Source organism: Corallococcus exercitus (genome assembly GCF_042231735.1).
Taxonomy (GTDB): Bacteria; Myxococcota; Myxococcia; order Myxococcales; family Myxococcaceae; genus Corallococcus; species Corallococcus exercitus_B.
In genome coordinates this window covers 4,336,356-4,360,105 of the sequence record NZ_CP102577.1, presented here as the reverse complement: position 1 = coordinate 4,360,105, position 23,750 = coordinate 4,336,356, and the positions used below count along the sequence as shown (strand labels likewise).

Sequence of the window (23,750 nt, the reverse complement as noted above, 5' to 3'; positions counted from 1 at the left end):
ACCCGTCTTGCCACAGGAGGTGAACCGTGAAGGACAAGGTCACCATCCACACGCTGAAGCGCCTGAAGCAGTCCGGTCAGAAGATCTGCATGGTCACCGCGTACGACGCGACGTTCGCGCGCATCCTCGACGAGGGAGGCGCGGACGTGCTCCTGGTCGGTGACTCGCTGGGCATGGTCATCCAGGGCCAGGACTCCACGCTGCCCGTCACCATGGAGCAGATGATCTACCACTCGGCGGCGGTGAGCCGCGGCGCGAAGCGGGCGCACGTGGTGGGCGACCTGCCGTTCATGAGCTACCAGGTGTCGCCGCAGGAAGCGGTGCGCAACGCCGGGCGGCTCGTGGCTGAAGGCAACGTGGGCAGCGTGAAGCTGGAGGGCGGCGCCGAGTTCGCCGACACCGTGCGCGCCATCGTCCGCGCCAGCATCCCCGTCATGGGCCACCTGGGGCTGACGCCGCAGTCGGTGCACAAGATGGGCGGCTACGTGGTGCAGGGGCGTGATGAGGACGCCGCGCGCCGCATGCTGGATGACGCGCTCGCGCTGGAGGCCGCGGGTTGCTACGCGCTGGTGCTGGAGGGCGTGCCGCTGGAGCTGGCGCGCACCATCACCCAGAGCCTGAAGATTCCGACCATCGGCATTGGCGCGGGCAAGCACTGTGATGGCCAGGTGCTGGTCTGCTACGACCTCTTGGGCATGAACCCGGACTTCAAGCCGAAGTTCGTCAAGCGCTTCGCCAACCTGCACGGGAACATCACGGAGGCCGCGAACACGTACTTCTCCGAAGTGCGCGCGGGCACCTTCCCGGATGAGGACCACAGCTTCAAGGCCACCAAGGGCATCCGCCTGGTGACGCCCACGCCCGTCGTCCCCGACGCGGAAGGCGCGGGCGAGGCCGCGGAGAAGGTCGGCGGCATCTACGGGGCTCCGGTCTAGCCATGGCCCCCCACGTCCTGCGCACCGTTCCGGAAGTGAAGGCCTGGGTCGCGTCCCTCCAGAAGGAGGGGAAGACCCTGGCGCTCGTGCCCACCATGGGCTTCCTTCATGAGGGCCACGTGTCGCTCATGAGGGAGGGCGGCCGGCGCGCGGACGTGGTGGCCGCTTCCATCTTCGTGAACCCCACGCAGTTCGGTCCCCGCGAGGACCTGGCGCGCTACCCGCGCGACTTCGAGGGGGACCTGGCGAAGTGCGCGAGCGCGGGCGTCACGGCCGTGTTCGCGCCCGAGCCCGCGGCGATGTACCCCGCCGGCTACCAGACCTACGTGGAGGTCACGGAGGTGAGCCAGGGGCTGTGCGGCGAGCGGCGTCCCGGCCACTTCCGGGGCGTTGCCACCATCGTCACGCAGCTGCTGGCGCTGTTCCGGCCGGCCGTGGCGCTGTTCGGGGAGAAGGACTACCAGCAGCTCCAGGTCATCAAGACGCTCAACCGCGACCTGCACCTGGGCGCGGACATCGTGGGCATGCCCACCATCCGCGAGCCGGACGGGCTGGCCATGAGCAGCCGCAACGCCTATCTGTCCGCGGATGAACGCCGCCGGGCGCTCGCCCTGTCGAAGGGCATCCGGGCGGCCCAGGCCCTGCTCGCCTCCGGCACCCGGGACACGGGAGCGCTGGTGGAGGCCGCCCGCCGTGAATTGCAGGCGGCGGACCTCCGGGAGGACTACGTGGAGGTGCGGGACGCCGGAACGCTGGCACCTCTGGTGACGGTGGCGCCCGGACAGACGGCGCGCATGCTGGTGGCGGCCTTCTCGGGCACCACGCGGCTCATCGACAACATGCCCCTGGCCGGTTAGGAGACTCGGGACACGTTATGGCCGCTGGAAAGTCGAAGGGTGTGGGTGCGGAGCCGGGGGTGAAGCTCATTGCCGAGAATCGGCGTGCGCGCTTCGACTACACGGTGGATGAGAAGATAGAGGCCGGGCTGGAGCTCACGGGGAGCGAGGTGAAGTCGTTGCGTGAAGGAACGGCCAACCTGTCGGACGCCTACGCGCTCCAGAAGGGCACGGAGCTGTTCCTGCTCAACGCCCACATCGGCTCCTACAAGGCGGCCAGCGTCTTCGACCACCTGCCCACCCGGGGCCGGAAGCTGCTGATGCACCGCTCGGAGATAGACCGGTGGACGGCCAAGGTGCGCGAGCGCGGTTACTCCATCATCCCGCTCGTGCTGTACTTCAGGAAGGGGCGGGCCAAGGTGGAGCTGGGCCTGTGCCGCGGCAAGACGCACGAAGACCGCCGCCACGACATCAAGGAACGGGAGACGAAGCGGGAGATGGACCGGGAAGTGCGCCGTCGTTGAGGGCGCGCCCGCAATTCCCCGCCGGACAGGCTGGAATGGACAAGAAGGTTTCCGACAAGAAGGAGCGGCTGCTGGCCGCGCTCGACCAGGGGATGGTGATGATCCACCTGGACGCGCGCCGCCCCGGCGTGCTCGTCCCCGCCAGCCTCCGAGGCGAAGCGCACCTGCGCCTCAACCTCTCCTACCGTTTCGAGCCACCCGACCTCACGGTGGGGGAGTGGGGCGTGCGCTCCACGCTGAGCTTCTCCGGTTCGCGCTTCACGGTGGCCGTGCCCTGGTCGGCGCTGTTCGCCATCGCCAGCCACGTGACGAAGGAGTTCTGGATGTACCCGGAGGAGATGCCGCCGGAGCTGCTCCAGCAGCCCCCGGTGGCGTCGGCCTCCGTCTCCCGTCCGCCGCCGCCCGCGCCCGTGCCCGTCGCCGCCGAAAGGCCCCGCGCCTTCCTGCGCGAGGTGCAGGCCGAGCGCCCCGACGAGCCGGAGTCGCGTCCGGAGGTGGCCCCGCCGCCGCCGCCCGAGGGTGGGCCCCCGGACGAGCCGCAGCCGCCGCGCCGTGGCCACCTGCGGCTGGTGAAGTAGGGCGGCCGCCCCGGAGCCCGAAGCCCGGTGACGCTTTTCAGCGCTTGAGCTCCGCCTCCACGTCCGCCTTCCGCCCGCCCATGAACGTGCCCGTCCAGGCGCGGTAGCCCCGCAGCTTGAGCTGCACGGGGATGGCGCGCGAGGGATAGGTGTTGTCCATCGCCAGAGGCGTCACGCCCACCTCCACGCCGTCCACCAGGACGGTGGCGCCGGGGGGCTCGCTGCGGATGGACAGGAGCGGCGTCGGAGCCCCGAGCGCGTGCATCACCTGGGCCTCGTAGCGGGGCCACAGGTACAGCGCGCCCGCCGCGAGCACCGCCGCGATGCCGAACAGCGCCACCGCCAGGCCCCAGCGCCTGCGGGGACGGGGAGCCGCTACAGGTTCGAACTCCCAATGCGGAGTCTCCTCCGGGCGGGGCGCGCGCTCCTCCAGCTCCAGGTCTCCCTGCGCCGCCTGCCGGATGCTGGGCCGGTTCACCCGCTCCGACTCGCCCACGTCCGACAGGGACTGCGTGGCCAGCGCGGGCGCATCCGCCGGAGCCTGGGCCGCGGGCGCGTTCACCCGGGGCCGCGCGGAAGAGGCCGCCGCCATCGCGGGGGCATTCGCTTGAGACCGTGCGGACGCGGCGGACTCCGTCCCACGCGCCGTCCCGGGCACCGGGCCTCCAGTCCGGGCCGGAGCCGCGCCCGTCGCCGTCCTGGGGCCCGCGGTCGCGGGAGCCACGGGGGACGCGCTCGCGGCACCTCCGCTCGCGGAAGGCCCGCGCGTGCAGGACTCGCAGGGCGACTCAGGGGACTCCAGGGCGGACCCACACAGCGCACAGGTGTGGACCACGGCGCCGGACGCGGACAGCGAGACGCCTCCCACCGGCGGGCTCCACGGCTCCTCTTCCTCCGCCCCGACGGGGACGGCCGCCGGAGGTGCCTTCCACGGCGCGGACGCCGCCGCACCCGACGCAGCGGCAACCTTTCCGCCATAGGCCACCGTGGCCGAGGCTGCGCCGGACGCGGACGGAACCCGCCCCGTGTCCATGCCCTCGCGCGGCGCGCTGGACATCACGAACGACGCGGACGTCGACTCGGGGGCCTCCGCGAGGGCGGCCCGGGCCACCTCCCCCACGGACATGGGCAGCCGCACCCCGCGCAGGAAGGTCGCCAGCGCGTGCGACGACGCGGGCTCACCCGTCGTCGCCAGCCACCGCGCGAGCGCCTCCGACACGTCCTCCGGCTGGGGGAAGCGGCCCGCCGGGTCGCGCGACAGCATGCGCAGCACCAGCGTGGCCAGCGACGCCGGCACGTCCGGCAGCGACGCGGGCGCGCGGTTGAGGATGGAGTACGCCACCGCCATCGGCTCCGCGGATCCACCGAACGGGTGCTGCCCCGCGAGCATCTCCGCCAGCAGCGTGCCCAGCGAGAACTGGTCGCTCAGCGCCGTGGCCGGCTCGCCCCGGAGGACCTCCGGCGCCGCGTAGGGCACCTTGCCCTTGAACGCCCCGGGCTCCGTGCGCGACAGGCCCGCGAGCCGCGCGATGCCGAAGTCCGTGACCTTCACCTCGCCTTCGCGTGACACCAGCAGGTTGGACGGCGACACGTCCCGGTGCGCCGTCATCACCACCTGGCCGCCGTGCTGGCGCCGGTACGCGTGCTGCAATCCCGCCTGGGCCTGGCTCGCGATGAACACCGCCAGGTGCGGAGGAATCCGCAGCCCCTGCCGCGTCACCGCGCGCATCAGCGCGCCCAGGTCCCAGCCGTCCACCAGCTCCATCACCAGGAAGAGCCCTTCGGCGCTCTCTCCCACGTCGTGCACGGTGACGATGTTCTGGTGCTGCAGCAGCATGGCCAGCCGCGCCTCGGAGACGAACATGTTCGCGATGTCCGTCTCGCGCGCCAGGTGCGGCAGCACGCGCTTGATTGCCACGGTGCGCTCGAAGCCCTCCGCGCCCTTCGCCACTCCCAGGAACAGCTCCGCCATGCCTCCCGTGGCCAGCGGTTGCAGCAGCCGATAGCGCGACGTCACGAGGACCTCCGGTAGGGCGCGGTGGGGCGCATCAGCCCTGTGGCTGGGTGATGTCGCGCAGGTGCTTCCACGGGTAGATGCCCGTGTTGTGCTGGTCGCTGAAGACGAACGCGAGCGCGTAGTTGCCCACGGGCTGCATCTGCAGCACGCGCAGGTTCGCGGGCACCTGCGAGGGGTCCAGCGTGCGCTTCGCCGTCCACTCGTCCACGCACGCGGCGCACGGGCACTGCTGACGCAGCACCTGCGCCGTGGCCGTCGTCGTCACGCCGTCGTCCCACGTCAGCGTCAAAGACTCGCCGTCCGCGGACAGCTTCGCATCCGTCGCGCTGACGGGCTTGGGCGCGGGCTTGATGCGATCCCAGAAGTTGCTCACCGGTCCACCTTCCAAGGCTTTGGAGCACAGCAGCCCCCTCCCTACCATCCTTCCGGCGGGGTGGGGTGGCTGCCGTGAAACCCGCAGAGGGCCCGGGGCGCGGAGCTTCAGGAAGCCAGCTTGACGGGCTGCCGGTGGCCTTCCAGCCGCACGCCCCGCTGGGCCAGCACCGCGCGCAGGGCCACCACCACCTTGGGGTCCAGCTGCGCGCCGCTCAGGTTGTCCAGGATCTCCATCGCCTTCTCCAGCGGCATGGCCTTCTGGTAGGGGCGCGTGGAGGTGCACGCATCGAACGTGTCCGCGCACGCCACGATGCGCGCGAGCAGCGGGATGGACTCGCCCTTGAGCTTGTCCGGGTAGCCCGTGCCGTCCCAGCGCTCGTGGTGGTGGCGCACGCACGCGCGCACCGGCCCCAGGAAGGTGACGGGCCCGATGATGGCGTCTCCGATGGCGGGGTGCTCGCGCATCGTCGCCATCTCCTGGTCGGTGAGCCGCGACTGCTTGCAGAGGATGTTCTCCGCGATGCCAATCTTCCCGATGTCGTGGAGGATGCCGCCGTACTGCAGCTGCCGCAGCTCGCGCTCGGTGAGCTTCAGCTCCTTGCCAATCTCCACCGCCACGTCGCCCACCCGCTGGCTGTGGCCGCGCGTGTACGCGTCCTTGGAGTCGATGGAGTTGGCCAGCGCGACGATGGTCTCCAGGTAGCCCTTCTCCAGGCTCTCGTAGAGGCCGCGCGTCTCCATGTCGTACGCCATGAGCTGCTTGCTCATGTAGTTGAACGTCTGGGCCAGCTCTCCCAGCTCGTTCTTCTGCTTGAGGTGCACCTCCACGCCGAACTTGCCGCGCGCCAGCTCCAGCGACGTCGCGATGAAGGTCTTCAGGGGCTGCGTGAGGTTGCGGGAGAAGATGGCCGCCAGCACCAGCGCCACCAGGATGGCGCCGCCCAGGCCCAGGAGGATGCGCCGCTCCATGGTCTCCACCTGGCGGTAGGCGTGCTCCACCGGCTGCTCGGACACGATGGCCCAGCCCGCCTCCGGCAGCACCGAGTACGCGGACACCACCGCCGCGCGCCCCTCGCCGAAGTTGCCCACGTGGAACAGCTCCGTGTCGGGCGTGCCCTCGCGCTGCTTGAGCAGGTGCGCCAGGGGCAGCCGGTTCGACACGTCGTCGCCCACCGCGCCCAGGTCGCCGCCGCCGGTAATCAGCCGGCCGTGCCGGTCCGCCAGGTACGCGAACCCCGTGCTGCCCACGCGCTCCTGCGCCAGCATCTGCCGCAGGCCCGCGAGCGTGATGTCCGCGGCCATGTAGCCCTGCACCGGGTCACCCACGGGGAAGGCCAGCGTCACCACCGGCCCGCCGCCACCGCCGCCCTGGGACGCCACCACGTCCGAGTAGCGCACCCCGGTGAGCCCTTCATCCAGCAGCGCCCGCGCGCGCTCCTCGTGCTCCGCCACCGCGCTGGGCGCCATGTCGTGCACCGCGAAGGCCTGCAGGCCGGGAAGCCGCTGCCGGTCCGCGCCGAACACGGTGAGCGCCAGCACCTCCGGGCGCTGGTTGAGCACCGACGCGATGTGCAGCTTCTGCGTGTCGCGCGACAGGGTGAAGAAGCCGCCCGGCACGCTGGACAGCCCCACCACCATCTCCGTGGGGTCCTCCAGGAAGCTCTCCGCCTTGAGCCGCAGCTGCTTCACGCGCTCCTGCGCCAGCTCCTGCGCGTCGCGGATGAGCAGCTCCCGCGTATGGGACACCGACAACCAGCCCACCATCAGCGTGGGGATGATGCTGACCACCAGCATCAGCAGGAGGATGGCTTTGAAAAGTCGCACGGCGGTGGCTCCTCGCGCGGACAGGCGGCTACTTCTGCCAGCCGTCCTTCACCTTGACGTTGAGTTCGAGCGATTCCGCGGCCAGCTCGAAGCGCCGTGGCTGGGAGGGCAGGGACCGCCCCTGCTCCGGACTCACCGCCGTCACCGTCCAGCGATAACGGCCCGCGGGCAGCGGCGGCAACGTCCATTGCCGCGCGGCCACCACCGAGCGCACCGGCGCCGGTGCCGCTCCACCCTCCACGCCTTCCGCGACGACCTCCACCTCGTAGCGCGTGGCGCCCGTGACCGCCGCCCACGTCAGCGTCACCGGCCCCAGCAGGCCCCCGGCTCCGGCCCCGGCTCCGGACGAGGGCTTCAGCGTGAGCCGCGCCTTGTCCGCGGGCTGCGCCAGCTGCGGCGCGACGGGCGGCTCCGGCAGCACGGTGCCCTGCTGCACGCGCACGGACTCGCCCCTCGCCAGCACGCGCGTGGCGTGCTGCGCCTCCACGGTGACGGGAGGACCCTGGCGGTGGGTGACGGTGGTGGTGCCGCCGTCGTGGTCCACCTCCACCGTGAAGTTGGACGGCTGGGGCGGGTTGAGCAGCGCCCACGCCTCGTCCGCCTTGTGCAGCGCGTCCGCGTACCGGGCGGCCTGGTAGTGCGTCTCCGCGTCCTTGAGGCGGGCCTCGGCCTCACGGCGGCGCGCATCGTCCGGCGCGGCCTTCACCGCCGCGCGCGACATCTCCAGCGCCTTGAGCGCCGTCTGCGGCTCCGTGCCGGGCGCCTTGCGCGGCCCTGGCGTGGCGGCGCCTCCGGGGGGGCGGGCCCCTTCCGGAGGCTCGCGCCCCACCGCCGGGGCGGTTGACGGCACCACGGACAGCCCCATCCACGCGCTGAGCCAGAGGGCGGCCTTCATTGGAATTCAATCTTCCTGCCCGCGCGGACGGTGGCGGATGGAGTGGTGACGGACAGCGACTGGGTGGCCGGCTTCTCGAGGGTGGCGTCCACCCGTCCCCGAAGGACTGTGACGTCCGTTCGGAGCTTGCTCTCCGCGATGCCCACCAGGGAATCGCCTCCCAGGTGCAGGCTGCTGCCGTTGGCGAACACCAGCTGGGCGCTGGCCCCGGCCTCGGTGCGGACCTTGTCGTTCTCGTAGAGGGGCAGCTCGTCGCGCGCGGAGCTCCACTCGTCCGCCACCGCGCGTTTGATCTGCACGTCCCCCGTCAGCCCCCGCAGGTGCGCGCGGGGAACGGGCGGAGGCAGGGGCGCCTCGGTGGGCCCTCGGGGCTTCTCATCGGCGGTGCAGCCGGGAGGAAGGGCCATGAGTGCGACCGCGAAAAGCAGGGGAGGCCAGCGTCGTCCATTCACCAGAGGGGTCTTCCTGGGGGCACTCTACCCGGAAAAGCCGCCAGGGAAGGGCCCCCGCCCCATTCCGTTCACGGGTGCCTGCCTAGTCCAGCCGCCGGTGCGCCAGGCATGGAAGATTCCGCCGGATGCGTGCCTGGAGCTCCGGGTCCACCGGCGCCAGCGCCAGTCCCTCGCCCTCGGAGGCCCGCGCCGTCACCAGGCCCCACGGGTCCACCACCATGGCGTGGCCGTACGTCAGCCGCTGCGCGGAGTGCCGCCCGCCCTGGGCCGGCGCCAGCACGTACGCCTGGTTCTCGATGGCGCGGGCGCGCAGCAGCACCTCCCAGTGGTCCTTGCCGGTCATCATCGTGAAGGCCGCCGGCACCGCGAGCAGCGTCGCCCCGTCCTTCGACAGCCGCCGGTACAGCTCCGGGAAGCGCAGGTCGTAGCAGACGCTCATGCCCAGCCGGCCCACCGTCGTGTCCGCCGCCACCACCTCCGTCCCGGGGGCCACCGCCGCGGACTCCTGGTAGGTGGCCCCGTCGCCGACGTCCACGTCGAACAGGTGCATCTTCCGGTACACCGCCAGCCGGGCGCCGTCCGGGCCGAACAGGACGCTGGTGTTGTAGAGCCGGCCGCCGGGCGCTCCCTCCTCCAGGATGGAGCCGGCCAGCAGCGTCGTCTTCGTCCCCCGCGCCAGCTCCGCCATCCGGCTCAGCGTGGGGCCGTCCAGGCCCTCGGCGGCGGAGGGGCGCTCGGGCTCCGGACCCATCCAGGAGAAGTTCTCCGGCAGGCCCACCAGGTGGGCTCCCAGGGAGGCGGCCTGGCGCACGAGGCGCGTGGCCACATCCAGGTTGTGGGCCTTGTCCGCGGTGGACACCATCTGGGCGGCGGCGATGAGGTGCATGGGGGCGTTATAACGCCACCGGCGTCACTCGGAACCCCTGGGAATCCTTCAATCCCGGGGGGCGTTTGACCCGGTGCCTCGGGGTGTGTCCTTCCTTTACACCCCGAGGGGGCGTGTGTTACGGACGCCCCGACATTTTTCGAACGCATCACATCGAAAAGTGGGCCGCCGTGCCCGCTTTTCGCGTTTTTGGAGACCTGTTTCCTGGCCATGGAGCCGAAGAACATCAAACAGACGGTGGAGGAGAAGGCGGCGTCGCTGCTGGACCCCATCGTGGCGAACGAAGGCCTGGAGCTCCTGGACGTGGAGTACGTCCGCGAGCGCGAGGGCTGGGTGTTGCGGTTGTTCATCGACAAGCCCGGTGGCCGGGTGGGACTGGAGGAGTGCTCCCAGGTGTCGCGCGCCGTGGATCCGGTGCTCGACGTGGAGGACTTCATCCCCCAGGAATACAACCTGGAAGTGTCCAGCCCCGGGGTGAACCGGCCCTTGAAGAAGCCGGGACACTTCGAACGGGTGAAGGGGCAGAAGGTCAAGGTGAAGACCTTCGGCCCGCTGGGCGAGCCTCCGCGGAAGAACTTCAGCGGCACGCTCACCGATGTGGCGGCCGACGCCATCTCCGTGGACGTGGAAGGGGGCGGCGTCTTCGTCATCCCCTTCAAGGACATCGCCAAGGCCAATCTGGAGTTCGAGTTCTAGAAGCCGACATACAGGGGACCCTGTTCGCGCCAGGGCCGCCCGTGGACCCATTTTCGGAGAAGACAAAGCCATGCCCACGCCCGCCAACCCGGCAGTCAACCTCAACCTCGTCCTGGATCAGGTCGCCAAGGACAAGGGCATCGAACGGGCCGTGCTCATTGCCACCCTCGAGGACGCGATGAACACCGCGGCCAAGAAGCACTTTGGCCAGGACCGCAACCTGGAGGCCAAGTACGACCCGGACAAGGGCGTCGTGGAGCTCTTCCAGGCCATCACCGTGGTCGCGGAGATCACCGACCCCGTCCAGGCGGTGAACCAGATCACCATGGAAGAGGCCCACAAGAAGGGCATGGAGGTGGAGCCCGGTGACGAGCTCGTCTTCCAGATCTTCTACCGGGACGAGGACGCCGCCGAGGCCAAGGCCCAGGACGACCAGTACGGCGACATCCTCCGCCTGAAGACCTTCCGCCGCGGCTTCGGCCGCATCGCGGCGCAGACGGCCAAGCAGGTCATCCTGCAGCGCACCCGCGACGCCGAGCGCGAGAACGTCTTCAACGAGTACAAGGACCGCAAGAACGAGATCGTCACGGGCATCGCCCGCCGGTTCGAGCGCGGCAACATCGTGGTGGACCTGGGCCGCGCGGAGGCCGTGCTGCCCGTGCGCGAGCAGGTCCCCCGTGAGACCTACCGCCCCGGCGACCGCGTCCAGGCGTACGTGCTGGACGTGCTCCGTGAGTCCAAGGGCCCGCAGATCGTGTTGTCCCGCGCGTCCGTGAACCTGCTCACCAAGCTCTTCGAGATGGAGGTGCCGGAAATCGCGGAGGGCATCGTCGTCATCGAGGCGGCGGCGCGCGAGCCCGGTGGCCGCGCGAAGATCGCCGTGTCCAGCCGCGACTCGGACGTGGATCCGGTGGGCGCGTGCGTGGGCATGAAGGGCAGCCGCGTGCAGGCGGTGGTGCAGGAGCTGCGCGGGGAGAAGATCGACATCGTCCCCTACGACGAGGACCCGGCGCGCTTCGTGTGCTCGGCCCTGGCCCCCGCGGAGGTCAGCCGCGTCATCATCGACGAGGCGAACCACGCCATGGAGCTCATCGTCCCGGACGACCAGCTGTCGCTGGCCATCGGCCGGCGCGGGCAGAACGTGCGCCTGGCCGCCCAGCTCACCGGCTGGAAGCTGGACATCAACAGCGAGAGCCGCGTGCGGGAGATGCGCGAGTTCGCCAGCCGCTCCCTGGGCGCCCTGCCGGGCGTCAACGAGATGCTGGTGGAGACGCTCTACGCGCACGGCTTCCGTCAGGCGCGTGACGTGGCGGACGCCAATGCGGAGATGCTGGCGCAGATTCCCGGCATCGACCCCACCCGCATCGCGGCCATGCAGGAGGAGGCCAAGAAGCGCATGGTGGAGGACCAGCAGGAGCTGTCGCGCATGGACTACGAGCGCGAGCAGGCCCGCCTGGCCGAGGCCCGCCGCCACCCGGACGAGCTGTCCCAGCCGGAGCGCATGGCGCGCGTGCGCGGCGTCGGTGAGAAGACCATCGAGCAGCTCATCCTCGCCGGCTACCGCACGGTGGAGGACATCGCGAACGAGAAGGACCTCACCCGCCTGGGCGACGTGCCGGGCGTGGGCATCAAGAAGGCCCGCCAGCTGAAGAGCGCGGCGGAGAACTACCTGGTGGAAGAGGCCAAGCTGCGCGCGGAACTGAACGCGGAGCGGGGGCTGCTGGCGTCGGCTGGCGGCTCGGAGGGCGCGGAAGCGGCCAAGGCACCGTAACGACAGGGGGTAGGGAGATGCGCCGCGCAACGAAACGGCCGGGGACACATCCCATGGAAATCACGACGTCAGGTCCGGTCAGGACCTGCGTCGGGTGCGGTTCGCGCAAGTCACAGGCGGAACTCACCCGGTTCGTGGTAGGTCCCCAGGGCGGCGTGGTGGCGGACAGGCGGCGGAGGTTGCCGGGGCGGGGGGCGTACCTGTGCGGTGCCGGTTGTTTGACGGCAGCGCTCAAGCGTAAGGCGCTGGGCAGGGCCTTCCGGGGCAAGGCGGGGCAGGTCGACCCGTCTGCACTCGGACAGGCTTGGGAGTGAGGGCGGGTGGGTGGAGAGGTTGCGGGGGGAGGTGGCTATTAAGCTCCACTCGCACACAATTTCGGCTTTGGACTAGGGTGCTCGGCCTCGTCGCTGGCGGAGCAGAAGGCCAATCAAGGTATGTCGAAGAAGCGCGTTCACGAAATCGCCAAGGAGCTCAAGAGCCACGGGATTGAGCTCGACAACAAGGAGGTCGTGACCGAGCTCGCCGGGCTGGGTTACGACGTCAAGAGCCACTCGTCCTCCCTGGATGACGACCAGGCCACCGCCGCGGTCCAGAAGATCCTGGACAAGCGCAAGCCGAAGCAGGCCGCCCCTCCCGTCGCCGCCAAGGGCTTCGTGGTGCGCCGCAAGGTCGGTCCTCCCGCGGGCGCGTCCGCCCAGGAGAGCCAGGACGCCTACGCGCAGTCGAACGAGCAGGCCTACGAGCCGGAGCCCGCGCAGGAGCCGCAGGCCGCCGCCCCCGTGGAGCCGGAGCCGCAGCAGGCTCCCGCCGCCGTGGAGCCGCCGCCCGCCGCCGTGGAGCAGGCCCCCGTGGCCCGGGCTCCGGAGGCGCCGGCCGTGACGGCCCCGCCGCCGGAGGCCACCGTCGCAACCATCGCCGCAGCCCCGGAGGCGCCGCCGGCGCCCGAGGCTCCGGCCCCCACGCCTGTTGCCGCATCCGCCACCCCGCCCGTGACGCCGCCGTCCACCCCGCCTCCCGCGGCCGTGGTGGAGACGCCCCGGGCCGCCGAGCCGACCCCGGCCACGGCGACACCGCGCAGTCCTACGCAGGAGAGTCCCCGCTTGCCCAACCCCCCTCCGCGCTCGCCGGTCCCGCCCACCGCACGGACGCCTTCTTCCACGTCGACGTCCGCGACGGTCATCTCCCGAGGTCCCGGCTACGTGCAGCGTCCGGGTTCCACGGGCGGGCGCCCTGGTGGGCCGCCGGGCAGCCGTCCGGGGGGGCCGGGTGGTCCCGGCAGCCGTCCGGGTGGGCCCGCGGGGCCGGGCAGCCGTCCTGGCGCGCCCATGCAGGGGCGTCCGGGCTCGCCGCCCATGCAGAGCCGTCCGGGAGCGCCCATTCAGGCGCGTCCGGGCCAGACGGGGCCGGTGCGTCCGTCCTCGCCCCCCACGGCCGGTGGCACCGGAGCGCCGGTGCAGCCGAGCGGCCCGACCATCATGGTCGGTGGCGTCCCGCACGCCCAGGTCGCGCCCACGCCGGGCGCCCAGGCCCGCCCCACGGCCACCCAGGCCGTGGTGATTTCGCGCCCGCTCATCCAGGTCCGCCGCGTCACGCCCACCACGACCCAGGCCAAGCAGTACCCCATGGCCCCGGGCCGCACGGCGCTCGGCACGGAGAAGCGCGAGTACAAGGTCGTCCCGGATCACCTGGGCCGCGGCCGCGAGCTCGTGGACGTCTCCAAGAACAAGGAGCGTGGCCAGCGCAAGCGCACGGGTCCTGAGACGACCAGCGTGTCGAAGCAGGAGCTGTCGGACATGGTCTGGGGCCGCATCCAGATCCCCATCCGCGGCAAGAAGCGCAAGCCCACGAAGAAGGGCGCCAAGACGCAGATCACCCAGATGGCCGAGGAGAAGAAGGTCATCAAGCTCCAGGAGGGCATCAGCGTCTCCGACCTGGGTCAGCGCATGGGCATCCGCACCGCGGAGCTCATCAAGAAGCTGATGGGCATGCAGAAGATGGCCACGGCGAACCAGATCCTGGACGCCGACACCGCGGAGCTCATCGCCAGCGACTACCACTGGAAGGTGGAGCGCGTCGGCTTCGAGGTGGAGGACTACCTGCCGGAGATCGCGGCCAAGGCCGAGGACGAGCGTCCCCGTCCGCCGGTGGTCACCATCATGGGCCACGTCGACCACGGCAAGACGAGCCTCCTGGACGCCATCCGCCAGGCCAGCGTGGCCGCGGGCGAGGCGGGCGGCATCACCCAGCACATCGGCGCGTACAGCGTGTCCACCGCGCGCGGCGACGTCACGTTCCTGGACACCCCGGGCCACGAGGCCTTCACGTCCATGCGCGCCCGTGGCGCCAACGTGACGGACATCGTGGTGCTGGTGGTGGCCGCGGACGACGGCGTGATGCCCCAGACCGTGGAGGCCATCAAGCACGCGAAGCAGGCGGAGGTGCCCATCGTCGTCGCCATCAACAAGATGGACGTCCCGGGCGCCAACCCCGACCGCGTGAAGAAGGACCTCGCGAGCCAGGAGCTGGTGCCGGAAGAGTGGGGCGGCGACACCATCATGGTGCCCGTCTCCGCGAAGACGAAGATGAACCTGGATCTCCTCCTGGAGAACCTGGCGCTGCAGGCGGAGGTCCTCGAGCTGACCGCCAACCCGGCGCGTCCGTCCGTGGGCGCCATCGTGGAAGCGAAGCTGGAGCGTGGCCGCGGTCCCGTGGCCACGGTGCTGGTGCAGGAGGGCACGCTCAAGCTGGGCGACGCCATCGTCACCGGTACGCACTACGGCCGCGTCCGCGCCATGAACAACAGCCGCGGCGAGTCGGTGAAGGAAGTGAAGCCGGGCTACTGCGCGGAGGTCGTCGGCCTGTCCGGCGTGCCCACCGCGGGTGACGCCATCAACGTGGTGTCCGACGAGAAGGCGGCCAAGCAGATCGCCGACCACCGCGGCATGAAGGAGCGTCAGGCCGAGCTCAGCAAGGTCAGCCGCGAGTCCCTGGACCAGCTCTTCGCCAAGACGAAGGCGGGCGGCGGGCCCAAGGAGCTGCGCGTCATCATCAAGGCGGACGTGCAGGGCTCCGCGGAGGCCGTGCGCCAGGCGGTCGAGAAGCTCACCACGCACAAGGTGCGGGTGGTCATCATCGACGCGGGCGTGGGCGCCATCACGGAGACCGACGTCATGCGCGCCGCCGCTTCCAAGGGCGTCGTGCTGGGCTTCAACGTGAAGCCCGAGTCGGGCGCGGAGGCCGCGGCCAAGGCGCAGCAGGTGACGCTGCAGAGCTACTCCATCATCTACGAGCTCATCGACGGGGTGCGCACGGAGATGGAGGGCCTCCTGGAGCCCATCCGCACCGAGCGCAAGCTGGGCCGTGCGGAGGTGCGCAACACCTTCAACGTGCCGAAGCTGGGCACCATCGCCGGCGCGGCCGTCCTGGACGGCGTGATGAAGCGCGGCTCGTTCGTGCGCCTCATGCGCGAGAACAAGCAGCTCTTCTCCGGCAAGATGGCGTCGCTGCGCCGCTTCAAGGACGACGTGAAGGAAGTCGCGCAGGGCTTCGAGTGCGGTATCGGCATCGAGAACTTCAACGACCTCAAGGCCGGCGACATCATCGAGGCCTACGAGATCGAGGAGACCCGGCAGAGCCTCTCGTAATCCGGAAGAGGCAGCGCCTCTCGTCATCCTTGAGAGGCGCACTCGACGGACCCCGGGGGAGGCCCCACCTTTCCCGGGGGATGGACGACGCGTCGGCGGGGCCCTGGCGCGCATGGAGCGCTGAGGGCCGCTGCCGGCCTGGGGGACCTCTATGTTCGTCGGTGTCGCACGCCTCACCCTCCAGATTCCGGAGAGCGCCTCGCTGAAGTCCAAGCGGCAGGTGCTCCGCCGGGTGACGGACCGGGTGAAGGCCCGCTTCAACGTGGCCGTCGCGGAAGTGGACGACCAGGACCTCTGGCAGAAGGCGTCCGTGGCCCTGGCTGTCGTGGGCAACGAGCGCCCGCACGTGGATGAGCAGCTGGAGAAGATCATCCACTTCATCGAAGAGATGTACGTCGCGCCGCTGATGGCCCGGGAGACGGAGATCCTCGCCTTCGGGGACACGCTCTACTCGGACAAGAGACCGACGGGCTTCCGCGCCCCGGCGAAGGTGCCGGCGCCGGAGGATGAGGACGCCCACCTCTCTCCCGAGGACGCGCATGCGCACTCGGAGGCGGCCATCGCCCGGTTCCTGCGCAGCGACCGTTCGCTGGCGGAGGCCGAAGGGCTGGGCTCCTGGGACCAGCGGCACGAGGGCGCGGGCCCCGGGCCCGGGACGTCCCGCCCCACGGGTGATGGTGGAACCTTGACGCTGGACGACGCGCGGGCGAAGGCCCGGGCGCTGCGCAACCCGCGAGATTGGGAGAAGAAATGACGACGCATGCACGACCCGAGCGCGTGGGGCAGGAGATCCAGGCGGCCATCGGCGCCCTGCTGACGCGGGGAGAGTTGCGCGACCCGCGCATCGGCTTCATCACCATCACCGGCGTGAAGGTGTCGCCGGACCTACGGGTGGCGAAGGTGTTCTATTCGATGCTGGGCACGGACCAGGAGAAGGCGGACACGCAGAAGGGCCTGGAGGCGGCCAAGGGCTTCGTGCGCCGCGAGGTGACGTCCGCGGTCAACCTGCGCGTGTCGCCGGAAATCTTCTTCGCCTTCGACGCGTCGGTGGGCGAGGGCGATAAGATTGACCGGCTCCTGCGCGAGGTGCGCGGCAAGGAAGGCTGGTAGGGCCCGGTTCATGGACGGCGTTCTCGTCATCGACAAGCCCCTGGGTCCCACGTCCTTCGACGTGGTCCGCCAGGTGCGCGGCCTGCTGAAGGTGAAGAAGGCGGGCCACACGGGCACGCTGGACCCCATGGCCACCGGCGTGCTGCCGGTGTGCCTGGGAGAGGCCACCAAGGTCGCCGGCATCATCACCGAGGGCGACAAGGCCTACGACGCCGTGGTGCGGCTGGGCGTGGAGACGGACACCCAGGACGCCCAGGGCAAGCCGACGGCGGAGGCCCCGGTGCCCCCGCTGACGGCCCCGCTGCTGGAGGCGGTGCTCGCGCGCTTCCGGGGCACCTTCGAACAGGTGCCGCCCATGTACTCGGCGGTGAAGGTGGCCGGGAAGCGGCTGTACGAGCTGGCGCGCGCGGGCGAAGAGGTGGAGCGGGCCAGCCGCACCGTCACCGTGCACGAGCTGGTGCTGCGGGACTTCTCCGCGGACCGGTTGACCCTGTCGGTGCGGTGCACCAAGGGCTTCTACGTGCGCACGCTGGCGTACGACCTGGGCCGCGCGCTGGGCTGCGGGGCGCACCTGGAGGCGCTGCGGCGCACGATGAGCGGCCCCTTCACCCTGGCGCGCGCGCTGCCCCTGGGAGAGCTGGCGTCCCTGTCGCGGGAGGCGGTGGCCGGGCGGCTGGTGTCGCTGGCGGACTCGCTGACGGACCTTCCGGCCGTCCGGGTGAACGCGGACGAGGCTCGGCGCGTCCTGCACGGGGTCCCTGTGGAGGTCGCCCCCGTGCCGGGCCGTGTGCGGGTGCTGGGCCCGGATGGCGCGCTGCTCGCCATGGCGGAAGTGGTGGGCGGGCGGCTGCGCTACCAGCGGGTGTTCAACTGAAGTGGCCACCCGGACCCATGACATCTCCGTGAGCGTGGCCCCGGGCCTCCGAGGCGCCTTCGACGGGCGGCGCGAGCTGTCCCTGGGCGTCCCCGCCGCGGCGGGCATTGGCGACGTGGTGGAGGCGCTCCTGCGGCTGTATCCGCGCACCCGGCAGCTGTTGGCGGGCGACGGTGGCGAGCCAGGGGGGATGTACCTGCACCTGGCGATGGACGAGGCGACGGCCCGGGAGCTCTCCCCAGGGGGCGGCGGAATGCCGGGCGGCTGCCGGTTGTACGTCTTCGCACTGTCCCGACCCCCGAAGGGCGGACGGACGGGCGGCGAAGGTTGACCCCCCAGGGGGTGAAGCTTATAAGCGGCCCGCTCGTTAGAAGGACCATGAGGCCGGGTCTGTACCCCTCCGCGGACCCAGGCGGCACGAGCGGTCACCCCGGAGCGGGATTCAGGAAGAAGCCCATGTCGTTGCATCAGGAACGCAAGAGCGAGCTGGTCACGAAGTTCCGCACCCACGAGTCCGACACCGGCTCGCCCGAGGTGCAGGTGGCGCTGCTGTCCGAGCGCATCAACATGCTCACCGAGCACTTCAAGACCCACAAGAAGGACCACCACTCCCGCCGCGGTCTGCTGAAGCTGGTCGGTCAGCGCCGCCGCATGCTGGACTACCTCAAGTCCAAGGACGTGGCCCGCTACAAGAAGCTCATCGAGGGCCTCGGCATCCGCAAGTAGTCCTCGAGCAGCACCCGGGGCGCTGGCACACCACCAGCGCCCCGCGCATTTGGGCAGCACGCAGCACGGTTTCAGAACAGAAGCGCGGACGTGGGCGAAGGAGTGGGCGAGGGAGAGGTGGAGGCGGACTCTTTTGGTTTCCGTTCAGACCGGCCGACCTGAAGTCCCTGGGTGGGCGGGTGTGATCAGGGATCAAGAGGTCTGGTCCATCCCTCCGGCGCTCCGCAACGGAGCCCGTTTCCGCAGTACAGGCAGCGTTCGTCTGGCATGTGCCTGCTTCAGGCCCTGGCGACCGCTCAATCCCAGAGGGCCCCTTTCCGGGCGGCTCCTGCCCCACGCACGTGGGCGGGCCGCGGCTGGCAAGGGTCCTCGCACGCGAAGCAGGCACAGAGGCCACACGACATGTTGAAGAAGAGCGTCAAGATTGGTGAGAACGAGCTGAGCATCGAGACGGGCCGCCTGGCCAAGCAGGCCGACGGTTCCGTGGTGGTCCGCTACGGCGACACCATGCTGCTCGTCACCGCGGTGAGCGCGCGGGAGAAGAAGGACGTCGACTTCCTGCCCCTCACGGTGGAGTACCAGGAGAAGCTGTACTCGGCGGGCCGCATCCCGGGCAGCTACTTCAAGCGCGAGGGCCGCCTGACGGAGAAGGAGACGCTGGCCTCCCGTCTGGTGGACCGCTCCTGCCGTCCGCTGTTCCCGGAAGGCTACGCCTACGAGACGCAGGTCATCGCGTCCGTCATCTCCGCGGACCCGGAGAACGAGGGTGACATCCACGGCATCACCGGCGCCTCCGCGGCGCTGTGGGTGTCGGACATCCCGTTCAACGGCCCCATCGCGGGCATCCGCGTGGGCCGCGTGGGCGGCCAGTTCGTGGCGAACCCCACCGCGAAGCAGCGCGAGCAGAGCGACCTGGACCTCGTCATGGCGGTGAGCCGTGAGGCCATCGTGATGGTGGAGGGTGGCGCGGAGGAGGTCAGCGAGGCGGACATGGTGGCGGCGCTGGAGTTCGGCCGTCAGAATGCCCAGCCCGCGCTGGACCTGCAGGACCAGCTGCGCACGGAGCTGAAGAAGCAGGTCCGCTCCTACGAGAAGCCCGCCACCATCGACGAGGGCCTGCGCAACCAGGTCCGCGAGCTGGCGCTGGAGGGCGTGAAGGCCGGCTACGCCATCAAGGAGAAGGGCGCGCGCTACGAGGCGCTCTCCAAGGCGAAGAAGGCGGCGGTCGCCGCGCTCAAGGAGAAGCTGGGCGCGGAGTTCACCCCGCAGGTGGAGAAGCACGCCAAGCAGGTCATCGAGGACCTGAAGTACGACCACATGCGTGAGCTCACCGTGAACGGTGGCCGCATCGGTGACCGTCCGCACAACGTGGTGCGCTCCATCACCAACGAGGTCGGCGTGCTGCCCCGTACCCACGGCAGCGCGGTGTTCACCCGCGGCGAGACGCAGGCGCTCGTGGTCGTCACGCTGGGCACCAGCGAGGACGAGCAGCGGCTGGAGCTGCTCAGCGGCCAGGCCTTCAAGCGGTTCATGCTGCACTACAACTTCCCGCCGTTCAGCGTGAACGAGACCAAGCCCCTGCGCGGCCCCGGCCGTCGCGAGGTCGGTCACGGCGCCCTGGCGGAGCGCGCGCTGCGCAACATGATTCCGGCCAGCGACTCGTTCCCCTACACGGTGCGTCTGGTGTCCGAGATCCTCGAGTCCAACGGCTCCTCGTCCATGGCCTCCGTGTGCGGTGGCACGCTGGCGCTGATGGACGCGGGCGTGCCCATCAAGGCGCCCGTCGCCGGCATCGCCATGGGCCTGGTGAAGGAGGGTGAGAAGATCGCCATCCTGTCCGACATCCTGGGTGACGAGGACCACCTGGGCGACATGGACTTCAAGGTCTGCGGCACGACCAAGGGCATCACGTCCATCCAGATGGACATCAAGATCACCGGTCTCACCACGGAGATCATGAGCCGCGCCCTGGAGCAGGCGCGTCAGGGCCGCGAGCACATCCTGGCGGAGATGGCGAAGACGCTGAGCGCTCCGCGCAAGGAGATCAGCCAGTTCGCGCCGCGCATCACCACCATCCAGATCCGTCCGGAGTTCATCAAGAACGTCATCGGGCCGGGCGGCAAGGTGATCAAGGACATCATCGCGCGCACGGGCGCGGCCATCAACATCGAGGACACCGGCCGCGTGGACATCGCCAGCGCGAACGGCGAGGCGGTGAAGGCGGCCATCGCGATGATCCAGGCGCTCACGCGCGAGGCGGAGATCGGGAAGATCTACACTGGCACGGTGCGGAAGATCGCCGAGTTCGGCGCCTTCGTGGAGCTGTTCCCGGGCACCGACGGCCTCATCCACATCTCCGAGCTGTCCGACAAGCGCGTGAAGAGCGTGTCGGACGTGCTGAGCGAGGGTGACGAGGTGCTGGTGAAGGTCGTCAGCATCGACAAGACGGGCAAGATCCGCCTGTCCCGCAAGGAGGCCATGGCCGAGCGCGCCACCGCGCAGGGCACGCCTCCGGCCGCGGCCGCCGCCCCGGCGGCGACGCCGGACGCGAAGGCCTGAGTCCGGCCCCCGCGTAGCGGCCCTCCGTGAAGGAAGGCCGCTTCCGGATAAACGCCCCGTCTCCTCCCGCCTCCGGGCGCGAAGGGGCGGGGCGTTGTCGTTGCGGGGCATGGGACCGTCCCCCGGCGGCGCACCGCGAGAACCTGTCCGACAGTCGGACCGGTTTGGAGCACCGCGCCGGGAGTGGCGCGTCCGCCGGCGGCGCACCGCGAGAACTGGTCCGACAGTCGGACAGGTTTGGTGAACCGAGGCAGGAGGGGCGAGTCCGCTGGCGGCGCACCGCGAGAACCTGTCCGACAGTCAGACAGGTTTGGAGCACCGAGGCGGGAGGGTGGCCGCTCCATCCGGGCGGCGGAAACCGGTCCGACAGTCGGACAGGTTTGGAGAACCGAGGCAGGAGAGGCGCGTCCCCCGGCGGCGTACCGCGGAAACCTGTCCGACAGTCGGACAGGTTTGGAGAACCGAGGCGGGAGAGGAGGCCGCTCCAGCCACGAGGCGGAAACCGGTCCGCCAGTCGGACAGGTTTGGAGCACCGAGGCGGGAGGTGGGCCTCGGCGCGCGGTGTTTTCGTCCTGGGCGGCCGGAGGCTTAAAACCCCGGGAGGGCTTCCCGCGTTGATGGGGGACCGCCCTGGAGGCGCTCCATGCCGTCCCATTCATCCAGTTCCTCGGAGCCTTCGAGCGGCTTCTTCACGGACGTGTCCCGGTTCCTGGGGGCGTTCCGCTGGGCGTTCATGCCGCTGGGGTTGCTCGCGCTGGTCGCGGTGGGCGTGCACGCGGCGGCGGATACGCTGGATGACCGGCTGCTCACGGCGGTGGACCGGCTGGACTCCGCGTTCGACGCGTGGGTGGGCCAGTTCCCCGCGACCGCGTCCATGGTGGACTGGGTATCCCTGGAGACGCGCACCCGGCTGGCGCGGGCCCTGGCCCTGGGCTGGGAGCTGGCGGCGGACCTGCTCCTGGCGCTGCCCGCGCTCGGCTACCGCGAGACCGACGCAGCCCGGCCCGTGGAGCCCTGGCGCCCTGTGACGGCGTCCGCTTCGGAGTCCTCCTCGTGGAAGGCGCTGCTGCGGCGCAGTCTGCGGCGGCCCACGCCGATGCGATGGGTGCGTCCGCTGGCCACGGCGGGCGTGGTGCTCGCGGGCGCGTGCACGGTGGCGCGGCTCGTCCAGGGCACGGTGTACCTGTCGTGGCGGCCGCTGTTCGGCGACGTGGCGTCGGACTGGGCGGCCCGGGGACTGGCGGTGGCGGCGCTGTGCGGCGTGAGCGTGTCGCTGGGCTGGCGCGCGGTGCTGCGCAACCTGCAGCACGCGGACGCGGCGTGTGAAGCGGTGGGCCCCCGGCGGGCGTGGACCCGTGGGCTCCTGGGCTGCTTGCTGGTGGCGCCCCTGGGCCTGGCGGCGGCGTGGGATGCGGCCCCGGTGCTGTCCTTTCTGCGCTGAGGCCCTGACGCATGTTCGCTCGACGCGCCCGGGGACTCTTGGACTTCACCTTCGCGCTCCTGTGCGTGTGGTGCGCGTACCACCACACGCCCGCGGGCGCGCTCTTGCGGCGGGCGGGCGCCTGGGCCTTCCACACTCGCACCACGGCCCGGCCGCTGCTTGCGTACTACGACGGCGTGAGCGGCACGGCGGTGCCCGTGCCGAACTCGCTGCCCGCCTCGATGCTCCTGCGCGTGCCCACGAGCGCGGAGGCGCTGGCGTGGGGGACGCACTCGGCGCTGAAGGCCCTGGACCCGAAGGCCCGCGAGCCCGCGCTCGCCCTGGCTCGCGAGGTGGGCATCGCGCCGGAGACGCTGGTGGATGCCGCGCGGGGACCGGCGGCGACGCGGCGGCTCCTGGACACGCTCGCGAAGGACTTCCCGTCGGAGGAGGCGCGGGTGACGGCGGTGTTCGCGGGGCGGGTGCCCGCGCGCTTCGCGCTGGAGCGGGTGGACGCGGAGGGTGGGGCGCTGAGCCTGGAGCGCCTGGCGAAGCAGCTGCCTCCTGGCTTCGAGGGCTCCTCCGTGGGCGCGGCGCAGGCGCTGGCGCTGTCCACGGCGCTGATGCTCGGGTGGCCGGTGGCGGAGAGCGCTCCGGTGACGAGCCCCTTCGGCTACCGCGTCCACCCCACGCTGCGCACGCGCCGGATGCACACGGGGGTGGACCTGGCGGTGCGCTCGGGCACGACGGTGTCGGCGGTGGCCGCGGGCGTGGTGCGCCGCGCGAGCGAGGACTCCGTCAACGGCCGCGTGCTGGTGCTGGACCACGGGCGGGGCGTGACGACGGCGTACTGCCACAACTCGGAGCTGCTGGTGAAGCCGGGCACGCGGGTGGAGAAGGGGCAGGCCATCGCGCTGTCGGGCAGCACCGGCCGGTCCACCGGGCCGCACCTGCACTACCAGCTGGAGCTGGCCGCGCGGCCGGTGGACCCGTTCGGGTTCCGCACCGCCCTGCGCATGGCGGACGGCGCGACCGAGCTGTGAGGGCAGGGGCCACACGACCCGTGACGTCGGGGCCAGGAAATGGAGGGGGGGCAGGGTGCGTGTTACGGCAGGGGGCATGGACCCCTCGCTGACCGTCCCCGTGCGCCGGGTGCGCTCGCATCCGGACCCCCTGCCCCTGCCCCGCTACGAGACGGAGCTGGCCGCCGGGTTGGACCTGCGGGCCGACATCGACGGGGAGTGGGTGCTCCAGCCCCTGGAGCGGGTGGCGGTGCCCACGGGGTTGGCCTTCGCGCTCCCTCCGGGCTTCGAGGGGCAGGTGCGGCCCCGCTCGGGGCTGGCGCTGCGACATGGGGTGACGTGCCTCAACTCCCCCGGGACGGTGGACGCGGACTACCGGGGGGAGGTGCAGGTGCTGCTCGTGAACCTGTCCAACACCCCTTTCACCCTGCGTCGGGGGGACCGGGTGGCCCAGCTGGTGGTGGCCCCGGTGACGGCCACGGCCCTGCGCGAGGTGGACATGCTGGAAGTGACTTCCCGGGGTAACGGCGGTTTCGGGTCCACGGGCCGCTAGCGGCCCGGCGCGCAACGTCGTTCCTCAACGGCTCCGGAGCGGGCAGAATGGAG

The 23,750-nt window shown here is 71.0% G+C and carries 23 protein-coding genes; 17 read left to right on the top strand and 6 right to left on the bottom strand.

What is annotated here, in order from left to right; genetic code table 11:
* Positions 1–26: 26 nt before the first annotated feature.
* Genes panB through NR792_RS16845 form a run of 4 tightly spaced genes read left to right on the top strand, consistent with a single transcriptional unit; the run spans position 27 to position 2,873 of the window.
* Positions 27–935 (top strand): 3-methyl-2-oxobutanoate hydroxymethyltransferase, encoded by a 909-nt coding sequence (panB, locus tag NR792_RS16860; RefSeq protein ID WP_375761049.1) that lies wholly within the window; start codon positions 27–29, stop codon positions 933–935.
* A 2-nt stretch (positions 936–937) separates the two neighbouring features.
* Complete coding sequence (gene panC / locus NR792_RS16855) at positions 938–1,792, top strand: pantoate--beta-alanine ligase (RefSeq protein ID WP_375761048.1); 855 nt, start codon at positions 938–940, stop codon at positions 1,790–1,792.
* A gap of 17 nt (positions 1,793–1,809) precedes the next feature.
* Complete coding sequence (gene smpB / locus NR792_RS16850) at positions 1,810–2,295, top strand: SsrA-binding protein SmpB (protein ID WP_223636257.1); 486 nt, start codon at positions 1,810–1,812, stop codon at positions 2,293–2,295.
* Positions 2,296–2,330: 35 nt separating this feature from the next.
* A complete protein-coding gene (locus NR792_RS16845) occupies positions 2,331–2,873 on the top strand; it encodes a ClpXP protease specificity-enhancing factor SspB (protein ID WP_375761047.1) in 543 nt (180 codons plus the stop codon).
* Between the two features lie 37 nt (positions 2,874–2,910).
* Here NR792_RS16845 and NR792_RS16840 read toward each other — a convergent pair whose 3' ends face one another.
* From NR792_RS16840 to NR792_RS16815, 6 genes are all read right to left on the bottom strand, one after another.
* Positions 2,911–4,890, bottom strand: a complete 1,980-nt coding sequence (locus NR792_RS16840; protein WP_375761046.1) for a serine/threonine-protein kinase — start codon at positions 4,888–4,890, stop codon at positions 2,911–2,913.
* 31 nt (positions 4,891–4,921) lie between these two features.
* Positions 4,922–5,311, bottom strand: a complete 390-nt coding sequence (locus NR792_RS16835; protein WP_375761045.1) for a DUF971 domain-containing protein — start codon at positions 5,309–5,311, stop codon at positions 4,922–4,924.
* A gap of 59 nt (positions 5,312–5,370) precedes the next feature.
* Complete coding sequence (locus tag NR792_RS16830; RefSeq protein WP_375761044.1) at positions 5,371–7,089, bottom strand: HD domain-containing phosphohydrolase; 1,719 nt, start codon at positions 7,087–7,089, stop codon at positions 5,371–5,373.
* Between the two features lie 28 nt (positions 7,090–7,117).
* On the bottom strand, positions 7,118–7,984 hold the full coding sequence (locus NR792_RS16825) for a peptidoglycan-binding protein LysM (RefSeq protein WP_375761043.1): 867 nt from the start codon (positions 7,982–7,984) through the stop codon (positions 7,118–7,120).
* Positions 7,981–8,391: a FecR domain-containing protein gene (locus NR792_RS16820; protein ID WP_375761042.1), complete on the bottom strand. Its 411-nt coding sequence runs from the start codon at positions 8,389–8,391 to the stop codon at positions 7,981–7,983. Before NR792_RS16820 ends, NR792_RS16825 begins: the two co-directional genes overlap by 4 nt.
* 127 nt (positions 8,392–8,518) lie before the next feature.
* Positions 8,519–9,322, bottom strand: coding sequence for a carbon-nitrogen hydrolase family protein (locus NR792_RS16815; protein ID WP_375761041.1), 804 nt, complete (start codon positions 9,320–9,322; stop codon positions 8,519–8,521).
* Between the two features lie 210 nt (positions 9,323–9,532).
* On the opposite strand from NR792_RS16815, the gene rimP reads away from it, so the two are divergent.
* The 13 genes from rimP to dut all read left to right on the top strand — a co-directional run bounded on the left by rimP (position 9,533) and on the right by dut (position 23,697).
* Complete coding sequence (rimP, locus tag NR792_RS16810) at positions 9,533–10,018, top strand: ribosome maturation factor RimP (protein WP_375761040.1); 486 nt, start codon at positions 9,533–9,535, stop codon at positions 10,016–10,018.
* 70 nt (positions 10,019–10,088) lie between these two features.
* Complete coding sequence (gene nusA, locus NR792_RS16805) at positions 10,089–11,789, top strand: transcription termination factor NusA (RefSeq protein ID WP_375761039.1); 1,701 nt, start codon at positions 10,089–10,091, stop codon at positions 11,787–11,789.
* Positions 11,790–11,806: 17 nt separating this feature from the next.
* Entirely contained in the window at positions 11,807–12,103 is a 297-nt protein-coding gene (locus NR792_RS16800; protein ID WP_171417108.1) for a YlxR family RNase P modulator, read from the top strand.
* A gap of 120 nt (positions 12,104–12,223) precedes the next feature.
* Entirely contained in the window at positions 12,224–15,433 is a 3,210-nt protein-coding gene (infB, locus tag NR792_RS16795) for a translation initiation factor IF-2 (protein WP_375761038.1), read from the top strand.
* A gap of 151 nt (positions 15,434–15,584) precedes the next feature.
* Complete coding sequence (locus NR792_RS16790) at positions 15,585–16,187, top strand: DUF503 domain-containing protein (RefSeq protein ID WP_375761037.1); 603 nt, start codon at positions 15,585–15,587, stop codon at positions 16,185–16,187.
* The gene (gene rbfA, locus NR792_RS16785; RefSeq protein ID WP_120523869.1) at positions 16,184–16,543 is read left to right on the top strand and encodes a 30S ribosome-binding factor RbfA; all 360 of its coding nucleotides are present in this window, start codon (positions 16,184–16,186) and stop codon (positions 16,541–16,543) included. Before NR792_RS16790 ends, rbfA begins: the two co-directional genes overlap by 4 nt.
* A gap of 10 nt (positions 16,544–16,553) precedes the next feature.
* Entirely contained in the window at positions 16,554–17,417 is an 864-nt protein-coding gene (gene truB / locus NR792_RS16780; protein WP_375761036.1) for a tRNA pseudouridine(55) synthase TruB, read from the top strand.
* Between the two features lies 1 nt (position 17,418).
* Positions 17,419–17,748 carry a hypothetical protein gene (locus NR792_RS16775; protein WP_375761035.1) on the top strand — a complete coding sequence of 110 codons (330 nt, stop codon included), beginning with the start codon at positions 17,419–17,421 and terminating at the stop codon, positions 17,746–17,748.
* 125 nt (positions 17,749–17,873) lie between these two features.
* Positions 17,874–18,143, top strand: coding sequence for a 30S ribosomal protein S15 (rpsO, locus tag NR792_RS16770; protein WP_014398807.1), 270 nt, complete (start codon positions 17,874–17,876; stop codon positions 18,141–18,143).
* 402 nt (positions 18,144–18,545) lie between these two features.
* Complete coding sequence (pnp, locus tag NR792_RS16765; RefSeq protein WP_375761034.1) at positions 18,546–20,702, top strand: polyribonucleotide nucleotidyltransferase; 2,157 nt, start codon at positions 18,546–18,548, stop codon at positions 20,700–20,702.
* Between the two features lie 643 nt (positions 20,703–21,345).
* Entirely contained in the window at positions 21,346–22,143 is a 798-nt protein-coding gene (locus NR792_RS16760) for a hypothetical protein (protein ID WP_375761033.1), read from the top strand.
* Positions 22,144–22,154: 11 nt separating this feature from the next.
* A complete protein-coding gene (locus tag NR792_RS16755) occupies positions 22,155–23,165 on the top strand; it encodes a M23 family metallopeptidase (RefSeq protein ID WP_375761032.1) in 1,011 nt (336 codons plus the stop codon).
* 76 nt (positions 23,166–23,241) lie between these two features.
* Complete coding sequence (gene dut / locus NR792_RS16750; RefSeq protein WP_375761031.1) at positions 23,242–23,697, top strand: dUTP diphosphatase; 456 nt, start codon at positions 23,242–23,244, stop codon at positions 23,695–23,697.
* Positions 23,698–23,750 lie beyond the last annotated feature (53 nt).

Bases quoted from the DNA above. Each gene is read 5' to 3' on its own strand.
- NR792_RS16820 (WP_375761042.1), bottom strand. From the start codon at position 8,391: ATGGCCCTTCCTCCCGGCTGCACCGCCGATGAGAAGCCCCGAGGGCCC.
- NR792_RS16845 (WP_375761047.1), top strand. From the start codon at position 2,331: ATGGACAAGAAGGTTTCCGACAAGAAGGAGCGGCTGCTGGCCGCGCTC.
- nusA (WP_375761039.1), top strand. From the start codon at position 10,089: ATGCCCACGCCCGCCAACCCGGCAGTCAACCTCAACCTCGTCCTGGAT.
- pnp (WP_375761034.1), top strand. From the start codon at position 18,546: ATGTTGAAGAAGAGCGTCAAGATTGGTGAGAACGAGCTGAGCATCGAG.
- infB (WP_375761038.1), top strand. From the start codon at position 12,224: ATGTCGAAGAAGCGCGTTCACGAAATCGCCAAGGAGCTCAAGAGCCAC.
- panC (WP_375761048.1), top strand. From the start codon at position 938: ATGGCCCCCCACGTCCTGCGCACCGTTCCGGAAGTGAAGGCCTGGGTC.
- NR792_RS16800 (WP_171417108.1), top strand. From the start codon at position 11,807: ATGCGCCGCGCAACGAAACGGCCGGGGACACATCCCATGGAAATCACG.
- rbfA (WP_120523869.1), top strand. From the start codon at position 16,184: ATGACGACGCATGCACGACCCGAGCGCGTGGGGCAGGAGATCCAGGCG.
- truB (WP_375761036.1), top strand. From the start codon at position 16,554: ATGGACGGCGTTCTCGTCATCGACAAGCCCCTGGGTCCCACGTCCTTC.
- smpB (WP_223636257.1), top strand. From the start codon at position 1,810: ATGGCCGCTGGAAAGTCGAAGGGTGTGGGTGCGGAGCCGGGGGTGAAG.
- NR792_RS16760 (WP_375761033.1), top strand. From the start codon at position 21,346: ATGCCGTCCCATTCATCCAGTTCCTCGGAGCCTTCGAGCGGCTTCTTC.
- NR792_RS16825 (WP_375761043.1), bottom strand. From the start codon at position 7,984: ATGAAGGCCGCCCTCTGGCTCAGCGCGTGGATGGGGCTGTCCGTGGTG.
- NR792_RS16755 (WP_375761032.1), top strand. From the start codon at position 22,155: ATGTTCGCTCGACGCGCCCGGGGACTCTTGGACTTCACCTTCGCGCTC.
- dut (WP_375761031.1), top strand. From the start codon at position 23,242: ATGGACCCCTCGCTGACCGTCCCCGTGCGCCGGGTGCGCTCGCATCCG.
- rpsO (WP_014398807.1), top strand. From the start codon at position 17,874: ATGTCGTTGCATCAGGAACGCAAGAGCGAGCTGGTCACGAAGTTCCGC.
- rimP (WP_375761040.1), top strand. From the start codon at position 9,533: ATGGAGCCGAAGAACATCAAACAGACGGTGGAGGAGAAGGCGGCGTCG.
- NR792_RS16835 (WP_375761045.1), bottom strand. From the start codon at position 5,311: ATGGTAGGGAGGGGGCTGCTGTGCTCCAAAGCCTTGGAAGGTGGACCG.
- NR792_RS16815 (WP_375761041.1), bottom strand. From the start codon at position 9,322: ATGCACCTCATCGCCGCCGCCCAGATGGTGTCCACCGCGGACAAGGCC.
- NR792_RS16790 (WP_375761037.1), top strand. From the start codon at position 15,585: ATGTTCGTCGGTGTCGCACGCCTCACCCTCCAGATTCCGGAGAGCGCC.